The organism is Fulvivirga sp. M361, assembly GCF_007097395.1.
In the GTDB taxonomy this organism is placed as follows: domain Bacteria; phylum Bacteroidota; class Bacteroidia; order Cytophagales; family Cyclobacteriaceae; genus Fulvivirga.
Map to the genome: position 1 here is coordinate 55822 of NZ_VKDC01000026.1, position 16353 is coordinate 72174.

Genomic DNA, 16353 nt, shown 5'->3' on the forward strand with positions numbered 1-16353 from the left:
TGAACCCGTTTTATTTCCTTAATCCAGCCCGTTGTAATATAGAACAAAATCAAACGGAAAAATCTGTTCATAACACTCAAAAAAATTAATGAGGCTTATCTTTCTCCAGCTTTTTTTGACGTTACTTAGCAAGTAATGAACTCAAAATAAGTGAAGTAAATCAGATGAAAGGCGTACTTGGAAAGGCATTTAAACTTTTGCTCAAACTTGTAGTAATACTGGCAGCCATGGGTGTAGCTTTCATACTTCTGGTAGCCGGAGGATTGTTTGGTGAACTGCCAAGTGAAGAACAACTTAAAAACATACAAAACAATTTATCTACAGAAATTTACAGCGCAGACGGTAAGATCATTGGCAAGTTCCACATTCAGGAACGAACCAGTGTTGACTTTGAGGACATATCAAAACATGCCATCGATGCTCTTGTAGCTACGGAAGACACGCGTTTCTATAGCCATCATGGTATCGACTACAGAAGCCTGGTACGTGTACTTATAAAAACGGTAATACTTCAGGACCGTAGCGGTGGCGGTGGCAGCACCATCAGCCAACAATTGGTAAAAAATATTTTCCCACGTGAGCAAAACAGCATCTGGACCATACCGGTGATCAAGGTCAAAGAATCATTGCTCGCCCACCGGCTGGAAAACGTATATGCCAAGAAAGATATCCTGACACTTTACCTTAATACAGTGCCTTTTGGTGAGAATATATACGGTATTGAAACAGCCGCTAAGAGGTTTTTCAATAAATCCGCGAAAAAATTAACGTTGGAAGAGGCAGCTGTTTTAATCGGAATGCTCAAAGCCAATTATACTTACAATCCCAGACTATTCCCGGAAAAATCGTTGGCAAGAAGAAATGTTGTGCTGGCCCAGATGCACAAATACCTGTTCATTGACGATAAGGCACTGCAACAAACCCAACAAAGGCCGCTCATCATTGATTATCAAAAGAAAAAGTCAAGAAGACAGTTGGCAGCTTATTTCAGACAAAAGGTACGAAAGGAACTGGAAGCATGGATAAAAGTAAACCCTAAACCGGATGGCAGTCGCTATAATATATATACGGACGGGCTTAAAGTACATACTACACTGGACTCACGCCTGCAGAGCCATGCAGAGCAAGCAGTACGCGAACACATGACGTCACTACAATCGGCTTTTGAAACCCATTGGAAAAACCGAAACCCGTGGGACGATGATCCGGCCATATTACAAAGTGCATTGAATAAACATCCAGGCTATCAGAAAATGAAGGGGGCCGGACTATCACAAAAGGAGATCATGAAAGAGCTGGACAAGAAGCATCCAACGTCTTTATTTTCATGGAAAAATATCACTGAGAAGGAACTCTCTTCGCTGGATTCTATCAAACATTACCTGAATTTGCTTCATGCAGGTGTAGTAGCAATGGACCCAAAAAATGGTGATGTTCTGGCCTGGGTAGGAGGTATCGATTTCGACTATTTTCAGTATGATCATGCTGATGAGAGGACCAAACGACAGGTAGGTTCTACCTTCAAACCCTTTGTCTATGCCGCGGCACTGGAAAACGGATCAGACCCTTGCAAACATGTATCCGCAGCCCGTACGGTGTATACCAATATGAAAGACTGGACACCTGACAATGCAGATCGTAAAGAAAATACACTGAAATATTCATTCAAAGGCGCCCTGGCACAATCTGTCAATACCGTGACAGTCAAAATTATGGAAGAAACAGGACTCAGTGAAACCATTTCACTGGCCCGTGAGTCAGGCATTACATCAACTATACCGGAGGTACCTTCGGTTGCGTTAGGTACTCCTTCTATCTCCTTGTTGGAAATGACCAGGGCCTACAGTGTATTTGCCAATAACGGTGCGTATTCTGATTCCAGGATTATCACCTCTATTACAGACCAGAGTGGCAACGTATTAGCCGAATTCAAGAACGATACACCAAAACGAGTACTAAGTGAAGGTACTGCTATGATGATCAATGCCATGTTGCAAGAGGTCGTTAACTCAGGTACAGCTTCTCGGGCACGCCGGACATATCATTTAAAGAATGCACTGGCAGGTAAAACAGGTACCACTCAGTCAAACGCCGATGGCTGGTTTATAGGCTATAACCCAGCCCTGGTAGTAGGTGTTTGGGTAGGTGCAGATGACCCTCGCGTGCGTTTCCGGAGTACCGGTCTTGGCTCTGGTGCTAATATGGCCTTACCCATCTTCGCCAGGATGTTTCAAAAGATCAATTCAGACCGTGGACTATCTAACATAAGTAAAGCCCGCTTTACTCCACTGCCAGCTTCACTGGCGCGCAAATTGGATTGTGTAAACTCCAAAGAGGATAAAAATTTCTTGCAAAACCTCCTTGGTATTGAAAAAAAAGAGAAGGTAAAGAAGAAGGAGTTTGGTGAAAAGAAAAAAGGTTTTTTTGATAAAATTGGGTCTATTTTTAAGAAAAAGAAGAAGGATGAATGAAAAGGGACCCTTCCGTTTAAAACAAAATAGTCACACTGTAAATTGTTAATTACAGCCATTGCCCTCCTATGCTCCTTTGATAATCAATTGAAAACGAATAATGAAATACATCATTGACAAAATAGAAGAACCAGAGTACCCGGAAGTTGTAGAAGTCTGGGAAGCTTCTGTAAGAGCAACTCATCTTTTTTTAAAGGAAGCCGATATCGAATACTTTAAACCACTAATTCTAAATGAGTACCTTAAGGCGGTTGACTTAAGATGTGTTAGAGATGGTCAAGGAAAGATCACCGGTTTTTTAGGGGTGGCCGGAGATAAAATAGAAATGTTATTTGTTCATCCTAAATCATTTGGAAGAGGTATTGGAAAAATACTTTTAGAATATGCCGTAGAACAACTTGACATCACTAAAGTAGATGTCAATGAAGATAATGACCAGGCCGTTGGGTTTTATCAACATTTAGGTTTTAAGGTTATTGCTCGCTCTGAGTTGGATTCTCTGGGAAAGCCATACCCTATATTGCATATGGAGTTGAGATAGATGAACGCTATAGCAATTACTATGATTACCCAAACCGCAAAGAGAAGTTGAACAAAGCATAGAACTTTTTTGTCACTCCGCCCTTTTTGATATCTGACCCCAACAAACGAAAGTATTTCCACAGCTTAAAGGTTTACTATTAGATTGTAACATAAATGCCTATGAATTAACTTTAAGAAAGTATAATAATCACTATTCTCACCACTTAATCATAAGTATCGGAGATTATGACAGCCCTCAACGCTTACATCTGGATTGTTCTGGTCCTTGGATTGTTCCACCTGAAAATAGCAATAGCTCAAGATATTGAACTAATAGGGGTAGTAGATAATAATCTAGTCCGGATCAATAACTTAACAGGTGAAGCTGTCATTCATAAAGAATTGCAGAATTTCACAAAAGGTGAGATCATTTCAGACCTGACTTATAATACCGCCAATGGTTTGCATTACTGTATAAAATCCAGTGGAAACGCTCCGTCTCTCATAAGCATTTCAAAAGATGGTGATGTTCAAAATATCGGTCCATTAACCCTTGGCGGAAGGCAAATTCCATTGGTAGAAGCCTTAGCGTATAATGCGACAACCAATAAATTATATGCCGGAGTGAGTCTTAACGGAGGTACTGCCAGCAATGATTTTTATTCGGAATCCATAGTAGAAGTAGAGCCTTCTACCGGAGAATGTCAGTTTCTAACTGAAATATTAACAAGTAATAGGGACCCGGACATTGACGCAATGGCATTTTCAGAAAATATGCTCTATATTTCCGATGGTGCTCCGCCAGGCGCCAATTTTCTAGAGTTTTATGTATTAGATATTAATAGTGTCGGCGCTTCATCAAGTCCAAGGTTACTTTATAAAAGCACTTACCTATCCGTTCAGGACTTCACTGTTGACAACAATCAAATCTATTTTACTGAAAACAGAAATCTTCGTAAGTATTCCATAGCAAATAATTCAGTCAGTTTCATCGGAAGTACTCATTTAAGTTCGGAATTCGCTGGACAGCTTATCAGGGGTATAAGTCAATTTGAACCTTGTATTACTCCAAGAATTGAATTGGGGAGCGATATAAGTATATGTAAAAATCAAGTCCTTATGCTAGACCCTGATCCACATAAACTATCAGGGGTCAGCTATTTATGGCAGGATGGCTCTACAGCCCCGGACTACCTGGTCAATAAGCCGGGAACCTATTGGGTAAGAGTAGAAAATACGTGTGGGTTTGTCAGCGATACAGTTCGTATCTCTTATCAAGCGCCACCCTCTGTCAACCTGGGTCAGGACCGAATCGTTTGTAATGATGTTAAAGTCCTGTTAGATGCTACTTCGCCGGAAGCGACATATACATGGCAAAATGGCTCTAAAAATCCAACCCTCACAATTGACCAGTCCGGAAGCTATTGGGTTACCGTCCAAAATACATGTGGTGTGGATAGTGATACTGTGCAGGTATCATTTCAAACAACACCGACTGTGGATTTTGGGGAGGACAGAACAGTCTGTGACGATAACGACATTATCCTGGATGCAACCCATTCAGATGCTGTATATACCTGGCAGGACGGCTCTGATAGTCCTACATTAAAAGTAATTGAAACAGGCGTTTATTCGGTATTGGTGAAAAATGATTGTGGTTCTGCTAAGGATACCGTAGCTATAGTAATTCCCAATTTCACCAACTTGATGATCCCAAATGTTTTTACACCAAATAATGATAAGATCAACGAATCATTTGAAATTGACAGTGCACTTTTAGGTTCATCGATAAGCATATTCCAACGATCGGGAAAGGCCGTTTACAGATCCCAAAATTATCAGAATGATTGGAATGGTGGCAACTTGCCCTCAGGGATATACTTTTATCTTATAAAAGACGTTTGCGGCTCTAGTCATAAAGGGACCCTATCGATTCTCTATTAAAAAATCCCATCAATCCGGCTTGAGGGCTTAAATGTCCTACCCTTGACCGTCATCTGTTCGTCTTTACGCGTTTTTCAATTCTACCTCGGGTACCTTATGCATTTGAGTTTATTACAACTATTTCTCAAAGGTAAGTGTCTGATTAATTAGTAAGTCCCACATAAATCAAAACAAATGAATAAACTTATTTTTAGCCTGATAATTGTTTCAGTTGTCGCTATATCTTGCGAGGAAGATGACGATATAAATACGCGGAATTGTGATCCAAACGTTGTAATAAGCACTAAAGAATATAAAGAAGCTCCAAAAGATGGACTAACTATTAGCAATGCAACTGTTGAAGGGGACAGTTTGAAAATTAGCTATAGCTCTAGTGGATGCTCCGGCGAAACATGGGAATTAAAATTAATTGCCTCTGAAGGAATTCTCGAATCGAACCCTCCACAAAGAAACGTAAGGCTGTCATTAAAAAACGATGAGCTCTGTGATGCAGTAATATCAAAAGAGATCTCTTTTAATATCTGCCAGCTACAGGCAGGAGGAAACAGTGTATTGCTAAATCTTGAAAACTTCGATGACCGAATTCTATATGAGTATTAATCAATGTGAGTTTGTCAAAATAACAGTTGCCGAAAAAGATATTTATCAACGCTGCCATGAACTCTTTATCAATCCGGGCACAGAATGAAAATAACTTAAAGCATAGCGGGTGATAGGTACCGGATAAACAATGTATAGATCAATTTGATATAGAATGCCACTAACGGACAGAGCGTAACCGGATCATTTCCACCTTCTTTTGATGTCTTTTCCAAAATTTTAATTTTCAGAGTAGATTCAGACACGCAAACTATCTAAAAGCAAAAAATCCCTCGAAGACCTGGCTCCAAGGGATAATTCGTTGTCTATAGTTGGCTTTATGTTTGTAAATGTAGAGCACCTGCGACACTTAGAGAAATCAACATCGACCAGTCTCTCATTACCACGATGGATAGCATATAGCACAGATGGGTAAACATTAAAGAGCAGAGTGCAAAGGACTCAGGGCACAGCAGGGTTGGATGCTACTGCCGGATACATTCAATAGATGACCAGACCAAGAATACCTAACGGCCAAATTCTGTCTATTTCTTTTCCTTTAGGGCCAATAACTCCTCTTTATACTTATTCGATATTTCAAATTCACGCAGACCGAAATGTATCCCGGCCAATCCTTCCAGGATATTTTCATCTTCGGAGGCAGCCTGGTAGGCTCGTTTCATATATGGAAGAGATTTTTTAAACAAGCCTATGGTCCGGTCTTCAAATTTTCCAAAAGCCAGAATATCTGCATCGTCGTAATCGAGGTCCAATATATTAGATACCGCTGAATTATAGTAGATCACTCCTATATTATAATTCGCTTCTTTGTTGGTAGAATCTATAGCCAATACCTCTTCAAAAGCGTTCACTGCATCTGTATTGTGGTCTTTGATAGAATCTTTGGCATTCAGCTGAACATAAGCAGAGCCAAGCGTCAAATAAAAGCGGGATTTACTTTCCGCCAGAGAGATAGAGCCATCATTGACTAAGGCCAGTGTTTCTTCAAATTTAGTATAGTAAGCTTTGGCCAGCTGGAACAATTGCTGATCTATTATGGCTATGGCCTCATTAAAATAGGTGGTAGCCAGGAATTTTATGTTCTGCCTGGCCTCTTGCTCGTACTGCTCGGTGCTATCCATATTCAGCAAGGTATTGAAAGCAACAATAGACTCACTTCTAAAGTTTTCTTTCTCGGTATTTTCAATGCTATTTTTGTACAGATCCTTATAAATGAATCCTTTCAAATACCAGGTAATATTTTCCGCAGCATAAAGCTCGCTGGTGAGGGCAGAATCTATCAATATCCTGGCTTCATTGAACTCACCATTCTGATAATGTTTCAATGAGCGATCCAGCATATTTTGACCGAAACCATTGGTAAATGCCAGAAAGGAGAGTATGACAAATAAATACTTCATCCGTTTACCACTTTTGATATAGACATAAGTTCTTCGCTGATCTTTAAACCTTTAGCATCAAAGTTTGATGGATTGATCTCCATTCTTTGTTTATTATTTTCATAATATAAGTTAATATTAGCTCCTCTGTTGATCAATTCATCTTCTTCTGTTACTAACAGTGTACTTGTCTTTTTTAGTTTCCTGTTAATGTAGGCCATATCCACACTTTTAGCTTTTACAACAAATAATATATGTGTGGGTACAATTTTTTCAGGGGTATCAAACATCAAAATCTCAAAACTACGATCGCCCCTACGCTTTACTTTTGACATTCTGATCAACTCTTCTTTCAAGGCCGGATAATGGCCATAAATGGCTATCTTAAATCTGCCACTGGCCATATGCTCTGGCCAATCCACATATTTTGAAAAATTATACAGAAAAATGGCCTTTACCTTAGCATTGATATCAGAACCCCCGGGAGGACGGAATGAACATGCCGTAAAGACTAAGCCAATAAGCGCTAATCTCCTTACTATTTGATATTTATCTATCCTAAACAATCCTCTATGTCAAGCCGGGCATTTCGGCAACTTATATTCTTGTAACACCTATTTCTTTGTTGCTTATAAGTTCCGACTATTACGGAACCCCTATCAAAGTTATGAGTCAACTCGTACAAATATGGCATTTTTTTAATAGCAAGCTGCTGATCTAATGCACTTTGATTGACAAAAGCAAAATCTACATAGTCAAAATATTCACCATGTTCAACGCTATTAAACCGATACCTGGTGGCTCCTTCACTATTATCCACCTCTATATGTACTACCAGTTCAGTATCACAGCCGTCCAATAAGAACCGGTATCCCTCTTCAAATGTTACATCATCAAACTGAAAATAGCCTGTATAATCTGTTTCCACGCATGCCAATTCATTTCCTTGTCTATCTACCAACACCACAGGATGAGCCAGGGGATCCACAACATTGCTCAATTCACCGCAGATCTTATTATAATATCTGTCATACTGTTCCCTGTAAGCAGCTAGTTCTTCAAAATAGAATATTTCAGCGCGGTTCTTATTGTCCATTCTATCTACTATAGTTCCAAATTTATTCATGACTACAAGATTAATGACCAGTCCTTGATCTTCACGTTCAAGCAAAAAAGTATATTGGTAGTCCGGGGTCAATTGTGAGAACTTGAAGCTACCATCATTAGACGTGGTCGCCTTATCCACTACATTACCCTCATGAACTAAAAGTATTGAATGGCCCGATACAGGCTTATTTTTATCCTTCAAACTACCCAAGATAGAAGCATCGGATACCTTTAATGTGTATACTCCACGCTCGTAATCCACTAAGGAACGATATTTAAAAACCTCTTGCCGGTTATTATTGCTGAATCGGGAGATTATATTCCCCTCATTGTCCAATACGGCAATATCAATGTTAAATTCAGCCTCATTTTCTTCCAACACGAAAGCAAATTGTTGATGGGCCGGTAGCGTTCTGAAAGTGAACCTACCTGTTTTATCTGTTACCGATGCCCCTATCACTTTACCATTCTCATCTACCAGCAATACTCTTTTATTACTCAGTGCGAATTTACCAGCCAATACCGACCCGGAGATCAACGCTTCTTCAGAAGGCAAGGTCCATACTCCGGCCTCATATTCTTCAAGAATGCGATATTTAAATATTTCCCTGGACGATGTACTATTAAACCGTCTTACTACATTGCCCAAACGATCTTTAATATTAACTTCTATGGACAGCGGGTTGTCACGCTCTTCTAATACAAACGAATACCTCTCTCCTGCCGGTAGCTTTTTAAAATCAAAGGTTCCTGCAGCGTCCGTTTCAGTAGCTGCTACTATCAAACCTTGCTCATTGACCAGGAGTACTTTCTCATTGACCAGGGCCATGCCATCCTTTAACAGGTGCCCCGAAATAGTGGCATCCTCCACCTCCAGAGACCACACGCCTGAACTATAATCTTCTAATGGTTTAAAACGGAACAGGTTGGGCTGATCGACACTGGTAATCCTGCCAAAGATCACACCCTGATCATTCAATAAAGAGACATTGACCTGAAGATCAGTATCAGCCTCAGACAATACAAATGAATACTGTCCTCCGGCAGGCAGCTGACGAAACTCAAACTTTCCCCGGGCTCCGGCAAGTGCTGAACTGACCACTTCTCCTTTTTGATCTACCAAGAGTATTTTCTTGTTTTCTGTTGACAGACCGTTATCTGATAGCAATCCTTCGATATTAGCATCTTCCGTAAGGATGAATTCGGTATTGCTTTGATTAAAACTTAACGCTTGATAATTAAATGGCTGCCTGAGTATGTCCAGTTCAGAATCAAATTGCTCAAACGACGAGACTTCGGTAAGATATACTGGAAATTCGTCAAAGGAATAAGGGATCTTCATGTCGAAGCGATATGGATGATCACAACAATTATCGTCCCTGTTAGAAGAAAAGAACCCGCCACTCCGATCTTTCTTTAGACTGAAATGGTAGTCATCTCCACCCGAATTGATAGGTGTACCCAGGTTATATACCTTGCCTTCTCCCTGTCCCCAATCTACCTGTGCCAGGAAAACATCCATTTCCCCGAGCCCATGGTGTCCATTTGAGCTCAGAAATAAATAACCCGTACTGACGTCAAAAAAGGGGCTTACCTCATCTTTCACGGTATTCACACCTGCTCCCAGATTAACCGGTCTTTTAAATTGGCCATTGACTATTTCTGACACCCAAATATCGTAACCACCATAACCTCCGGGACGATTAGAAGAGAAAAAGAATAGTACTTTCCCATCAATGGTAGTTACCCAGTTTGGCGTTTTCGAGGAATATTCAGGAAAATTAATATGATCATTCAGCCTTACCGGCGGCATCCATTTATTGGATTTTTTAAGTGTAACATAAATTTCACAACGCCTGTTTTCTCCAAATTGGTCACATGCCGAAAAGTACAAGGTAGCTTTATCCGCTCCCAAAGAAGGGCTGCCTATATTTTTGGAAGCATCGGAAAGGTCCAGGTCCACCTGTTTCGGGCCTCCTGAAGAAGTGATGTAAATACGACTCACCTGTATTTCATCGATCATCGCTATCAGGTCTTTAGCTACTTCTATTTTCTTATTGTATTTAATAGGTATAACACCCGTAAACCAGGTGCTATTACCTTCCCATTGAAGCGCTGACGTCATATTTTTCTTGTCAAAGCCGTTGATACTCCATCTTGTCACTGTGGCATCGCCCTCTTTGCGTTTTATATTCAAGGCATCTTTTAAACCTTCTATTTCCTTATAGGCTTCACGGGCTTCTTTTTTGTATTGTGCTCCGTTGTTGTCCAAGAAATAGTTAAACTCACTCCGGGCCTGATCATATTTTCCCTGGGCCTTATGCATAAAGCCCAACCAATAGTGGGCCATCGGGTGTTTGCCGGGATGTTCGGTGATAATGGAACTATAGATCAGTTCAGCCTCCCTGTATTGCCTGAGCTTATAATGCAAAGCCCCCATCTCCATTTTATCGTCCGATGTTAGAAGCCCTTCATTCCTGATACTTTCAAAATGCTCCAAAGCAGCAAGGTAGCGTTGTTGTTCTTTAAGTTTTACCGCTAACTGCCGGTGTTCTTCCGGTTCGGGGTCCTCTATCACATCTTTCAAAGGTCGAATATGCTGTGCCCATACCGAACAGCTCACCAATACCAATATGCCTGTTATGCTTATTCTGATCATAGTCTCGGCCGTGTATTAGATCGTATTCTAGCCCGTTTTTTATAGGTACGTTTCACCAGGTAGTTAAGGCTAATTTCCAACCCGCCATTTCTGCTGGCATCTGAAATAGAAGAAAGTAGCAGATCATAACTGGCGCCTACCGTAAAATTGTTGTACTCCAATTGAACTGTTCCAATGATAGCATTGAAATTACGCACCCAGCCACCAAAAGAAAAATAGCTATCCTTTTGAAGTACAAATTCTATCGCTGCCCCGGGGCTGATCGTATGATTTCCATTTTGATAAAAATAAAGTAATGAAGGTGCAAAATTCATACGCTGGTTAACTGGTATACGGGACGAGCCATGAGCCACATACTTTCTAAATAGTTTATTTTCCTCACCCACAAAATCCCTTTTAGGCTGGGCAAGGTGAAAAGAAGATACCCCTACAATGAAAGAAGTGCCGTTCCTAAGGAATTTATACCACATTAAGCCCGCATTGAAGTTAATGACAGTAGCTCTTTCCCCCTGGATGATCTCTCCATTGGGTAGATCCATATCAAACCCCTGCCCTATTACCCATTGGCTCTGGGTAGTAAGCCCGGCAAAATCCAGGTTAGTATTATCAATACCTGCTTGCATACCAAAGGCAAGAAATTCGTTACGATCTCTGCCATAGGCATTATGGTAGGAAAACGAAGCCATTACCTTAGTATTAGTAAGCGCCTGACCGGCCTGATCATTTTGAAAATAAATCCCTACTCCTGCATAATCAGGGTTCCGGTCATTTTCCAAAAGGGAGAGATCAGCAGCCAACGCGACCGTACGGATCTTCTCAAAATCGTTAAAATAGTCTTTGTAATTCAATGTAGTGCGGATATATCCATAGGCAGTACCGGTAAATGCAGGGTTTACAGAAAGCGGCGCGTTGTAAAACTGTGAAAAGAAAGGCTCTTGCGCATATGCATTACAAGCTATTAAAAACACACTAAACAAGGGTATAAGTCTTTTCATCTCACCAGTTTTATTGAACCTTTCCTGGAAACCTTTTCCCCACCAAATGTTTCGGCAACCACTACATAAAGATAGCTATCCATACTCTGCTCCTGCCCGTTAAACATTCCGTCCCACCCCTGATCTTTCGCTGTGGTGGAAAATACTTCTCTACCGGTACGATCAAATATTTTGAATTCGAAACGCTCTATTCCCAATGTATTCACGAAAAGCAGATCGTTCACCTGGTCACCGTTTGGAGTAAATAAATCAGGCACAAATAGTTCAAAACCTTCACGAACGACCACATTCACCTCATCGGTAGCGCTACAGCCAAACTCATTCGTTCCTACCACAGTATAACGCGTGGTCTGTTGAGGTGAAGCGACAGGTGAAGCGCTGGAAGGATCATCCAAATCAGATGCAGGCTGCCATTGATAGGCAGATGCACCACTGGCAAAAAGCTGTACTTCTTCATCGGCAAACAGGCTGGTATCAGAACTTACCTCCAGGAATGGGGAAGGCTTTACCTCCACATGGACCGTCCGGCTGTCAGACGTGCAATTATTACGGATGATCTGTACAGTATATTCAATTGATTCAACAGGAGTAGCCACCGGATCGGCAATAGTAGGATCACTCAATCCGTTTTCCGGCTGCCACTGGTAGCTATCCCCTCCAAAAGCTTCCAGCTGTACGGATTGGCCCAGGCATAGATCAATGTTTTCTGCCGCTACATCAGGCGCCGCATTAACGGTAATACGCAGGTCGTCCGTATTGACAGAACAGTTACCATTGGTTACTGACCATTGCAGCACTACTTCACCCGGCAGGAGCCCATCTATCTGCGTTACAGGAGCGTCAGGATCACGAATGGTAGCACTGCCATTCACCACTTGCCAGGTGCCCTTACCCACTACCGGTGGAACAGCCGACACTGTGGCTTCACTTTCTCCCTGGCAAAAAAACTGGTCTTCTCCTGCCAGAGCGACGCTGGGCTCTTCATACACCATCAAGGTTACTTCATCTTCCGTATCCGGGCAGATATTACCCGCTATACGGTAGGTCAACGTATTGATACCCACGGACAGGCCACTTACCTGGGCAGTAGGATTGGCAGGGTCAGAAAAGATGGCGGTTCCCTCCAGCACCGTCCATATTCCGCCGGCACCACTTCCTGTCAGGGTAGTACTGGTCACACCACATATTTCCTGGTCAACACCTGCAGTAGCTACATCAGGAAGTATTTCATTTAAGACCACGGCTTCTCTAAAGTCACTTCCACAGTCATTTTGCACGGTCCATCTCAAAGTAAGATCGCCTCCCGGCTGAAGGCCGCTGATCTCAGTACGCGCACTTAATGGGTCTGTAAGATCACCAATCCCGTCCATCACTGTCCACTCGCCCGTACCTACTGTCGCAGTTGGCGCTGTAAGGAGCGTAAAAGTAGCATTGCAGAGTTGTTGGCCCAGGGTTATTTCAGGTATCACCGGTGTGGTACTTACTTCTAATAGTAATTCATCAGTATTTGCCGGACAAGCCCCATTGCTAACGGTCCAGGAAAGTACCGTCTCTATTCCAGCTACCAGGTTGTTGATCGTAGTCGCTCCAACAGAACGATCTGCTATTCCTCCGGCGCCCGTTACAATGGCCCACTCCCCCACTCCTACTACAGGAGGTGTGGCGCTTATGGAAGTACTTAAGGCATCACAAATGAGTTTATCTACTTCTGCTACGGCCGGAGATGGTGGCGCAAATACTTCCACTACCAGGTCCTGAGGTGTTCCTGTACATGTTCCGTTATCCACCTGCCACGAAAAAGTATAGCGGCCGGGGATAAGGTCAGTCACAGATGTGTTCGGAGTATTGGCATTTGAAATGGTCGCACCGTCAGAAGTGGTCCAGGTACCTATCCCCACAACGGGGGAGGTGGCCTGGAGTGTGGTAGCCGCTACATTGCATAATTGTTGGTCGGCTCCGACCACGGCCGGTGAAGGTAGTTCAGAAATACGCACTTGCTGAGCAGGGCTGGAGGCACTTACACACTGCGCTCCATTCCCATCTATTACTTTAACCGTATAATCGCCGCTTTCACCGGCAGCGGAAAGTGTAAGTTGTACGCCTGTTTCACCCGGCAGTGCTGCATCATCTTTAAACCACAGGTAAGTACCGGCATCGGGAGCGAGATCAGACGTGAGTATTACCTGGGTCCCATCTGCACATATGCTATTACCGGTAGTGGCTATGGAGGGTGTATCAGGTAAAGGTTCTATGGTAACTGAAACCACATCACTCTCCGGGCTTATACAATCATTTTGACTGACTACTCTTACTTTATATTCACCACTTTGAGAGGGATCATCTATGAATATGGTTTGATCATCCGGAACAAACGAAGCACTCCCTGGCTTCTGCCAAAGATATACTCCACCTGTAACCGTCACGCTTGAACTCAGTGTGATAGGGTCACCTGCACAGCTCAGGCTTTTATTCACATTTACGGAAGGTTGAGAAGGGGGTAATTCTATCGATACTGTTTCTACTATGCTTAACTCACTTTCACAACCGGTGGCTGAACTAATTGCTCTAAGCTGGTAATCTCCGCTCTCGTCGACTGCGATCAGGATCAGGTTCCCAAAACTCCCGGTCGCTACACCATTTTTATACCATTCATAGACATTGAGAGGATTATTAACAGCAGGGGAAAGCGTAACGGCCGTTCCCAGACATTTTGAACTACCTGTGCTTGAAATGGCAGGAACCTCAGGCACAGTATTTACAGTCACGGTCATTTCATCAAACTCCGTAACGCCTACCGTCCATCTGAAGGTATGCACTCCCGGTGAAAGTCCTGACACCTGACTCGTGGCGAGGTTAGGATTAGAAATAACAACACCCACACTGCCTGTGGACCAGGTTCCTGACCCTGATAATGCATTCAGGCTAGTACTCGCAGCACCACATAATGCCTGATCTACCCCTGCATCTACAACGGTAAGCGGGGTAATATTTCCGTAGTTACCATCACTACAAAAGTTCGAACATGAGCTGGTGGCATCCGTACAGGCACTACCCGCAGGAAAGGAAGGACAGGAATTACTACAAAGCATACAGCCGGCTGATGTATTGGACAGGTTTCCCTGAATACTTACCGAACCCACTCCTGACCAGGTGAACTCACTCAACTCATTGGTAAGGTCTTCTGCAATATTTAAGTTCCCGTTGATTACAAAGTTAAAGGCACATATATCTCCCGGAGCACAATTCGAACCACTTGCCTCTGCATGCAGACCACCAGCCAAAAGGTTGACCGTGACACCATTGGGTATGATCACAGTGCCACCGCCCTCCAGTGAGATATCTAAGTCACCGTTAATGTTAATGACTGCGGGGGAGTCAAACGTGAAGACGTCACCATTTCCCATAGCAATATTATCGCCCAGACTTAAACCAGCCGCTCCTGTTGTGCAAGCCTCACTAAAATTGATTTGGGTCACCCCGGAGAAATCCACATTACATTGCTGTGCCCATCCGGATAATGGGGATGAAAAGAAAAAAACAAAGATCACTAAACGCCTGTACCGCCACATGGTAATCTCTACTGAAAAAAATTTATAACAGCATGGATTTTAATAAGGACGTCAAGATAAAATTATAGTTGTAAAGACGAAAGGCATTTAATACAAAAATAAACAGAATGATACTATTCAAATGATATATTGTAAATAACTAATTACACACAAAACAGAGGGCTAAAACTGTTTTTAAACGACCGTTAGGTAATGTATAGATGATTTTCCTCATAGTCATTTAACCTATTGATATTTAACTGGTTATTTTACATCAGGAAGAACCGGAAAATGTCCAGACCACCACGGACCAAATAATGGCCACTTCCCATAGTGGTCTGGCAATAGATAGGATACGCTTAATTTGGCTGCGGCGTTAGCCTGAGATAAGGTCTTACTTCTTTGTACCCTTTTGGGAAAAGTTTGTCTGCCTCTTCATTGGAAATAGAAGGCAGGATCACACAATCTTCTCCCTGGTTCCAGTTTACCGGGGTAGCTACTTTTTGATAGGCCGTTAACTGCAGCGAGTCAATAACCCGTAATATTTCATTAAAATTACGTCCGGTGGAAGCAGGATAGGTGATCATAAGTTTGATCTTCTTGTCAGGCCCTATGATAAATACCGATCGAACGGTTAGTTTGTCATCCGCATTTGGGTGTATCATATCATACAGAGCAGACACTTTTTTATCTTCATCTGCTATAATTGGAAAATCAACCTGTGTGTTCTGCGTATCGTTGATGTCGCTCACCCAGCCTTTGTGTGATTCCAGGCTATCCACACTCAATGCTGCCACTTTTACATTCCTTGTACTGAATGCTTCTTTCAGTTTAGCGGTAGCGCCCAGTTCAGTAGTACAAACGGGGGTATAATCTGCCGGGTGAGAAAAAAATACTCCCCAACCTTCTCCCAGCCATTGGTGAAAGTCTATCTCACCTTCCGTGGTTTGCGCTATAAAATTAGGAGCTTCGTCGCCCAATCTTAATGTTGCCATAGTTTGTTGTGTTTATGTTTAAATACTCGGTTTTACTATATGTACAAGGTACAAACGATAAACGGCAGAAATAGGATCGGTTATTTTATGATAATTTATAGAGCGGTATTTTTTTGTTGTGACACGGGGGGAA

Annotated in this window: 10 protein-coding genes; 4 read left to right on the forward strand and 6 right to left on the reverse strand. The window is 42.3% G+C overall.

Annotated features, from left to right (window positions below; all coding sequences use genetic code 11):
- Positions 1–164: 164 nt before the first annotated feature.
- The 4 genes from FNH22_RS22970 to FNH22_RS22985 all read left to right on the forward strand — a co-directional run bounded on the left by FNH22_RS22970 (position 165) and on the right by FNH22_RS22985 (position 5537).
- Entirely contained in the window at positions 165–2471 is a 2307-nt protein-coding gene (locus FNH22_RS22970; RefSeq protein WP_143400799.1) for a penicillin-binding protein 1A, read from the forward strand.
- A 100-nt stretch (positions 2472–2571) separates the two neighbouring features.
- The gene (locus FNH22_RS22975) at positions 2572–3012 is read left to right on the forward strand and encodes a GNAT family N-acetyltransferase (RefSeq protein WP_143400800.1); all 441 of its coding nucleotides are present in this window, start codon (positions 2572–2574) and stop codon (positions 3010–3012) included.
- A 227-nt stretch (positions 3013–3239) separates the two neighbouring features.
- Entirely contained in the window at positions 3240–4937 is a 1698-nt protein-coding gene (locus FNH22_RS22980) for a gliding motility-associated C-terminal domain-containing protein (protein ID WP_143400801.1), read from the forward strand.
- Between the two features lie 174 nt (positions 4938–5111).
- Positions 5112–5537 (forward strand): hypothetical protein, encoded by a 426-nt coding sequence (locus tag FNH22_RS22985; RefSeq protein ID WP_143400802.1) that lies wholly within the window; start codon positions 5112–5114, stop codon positions 5535–5537.
- Between the two features lie 524 nt (positions 5538–6061).
- Here FNH22_RS22985 and FNH22_RS22990 read toward each other — a convergent pair.
- The 6 genes from FNH22_RS22990 to FNH22_RS23015 form a co-directional block, all read right to left on the reverse strand.
- Positions 6062–6937 (reverse strand): hypothetical protein, encoded by an 876-nt coding sequence (locus tag FNH22_RS22990; RefSeq protein WP_143400803.1) that lies wholly within the window; start codon positions 6935–6937, stop codon positions 6062–6064.
- Entirely contained in the window at positions 6934–7482 is a 549-nt protein-coding gene (locus tag FNH22_RS22995) for a YfiR family protein (RefSeq protein ID WP_143400804.1), read from the reverse strand. Before FNH22_RS22995 ends, FNH22_RS22990 begins: the two co-directional genes overlap by 4 nt.
- Entirely contained in the window at positions 7470–10682 is a 3213-nt protein-coding gene (locus tag FNH22_RS23000; protein ID WP_143400805.1) for a hypothetical protein, read from the reverse strand. Before FNH22_RS23000 ends, FNH22_RS22995 begins: the two co-directional genes overlap by 13 nt.
- The gene (locus FNH22_RS23005; RefSeq protein WP_143400806.1) at positions 10679–11677 is read right to left on the reverse strand and encodes a PorP/SprF family type IX secretion system membrane protein; all 999 of its coding nucleotides are present in this window, start codon (positions 11675–11677) and stop codon (positions 10679–10681) included. Before FNH22_RS23005 ends, FNH22_RS23000 begins: the two co-directional genes overlap by 4 nt.
- Entirely contained in the window at positions 11674–15246 is a 3573-nt protein-coding gene (locus FNH22_RS23010) for a gliding motility-associated C-terminal domain-containing protein (protein WP_143400807.1), read from the reverse strand. Before FNH22_RS23010 ends, FNH22_RS23005 begins: the two co-directional genes overlap by 4 nt.
- Before the next feature lie 338 nt (positions 15247–15584).
- Positions 15585–16220 (reverse strand): peroxiredoxin, encoded by a 636-nt coding sequence (locus tag FNH22_RS23015; RefSeq protein WP_143400808.1) that lies wholly within the window; start codon positions 16218–16220, stop codon positions 15585–15587.
- Positions 16221–16353 lie beyond the last annotated feature (133 nt).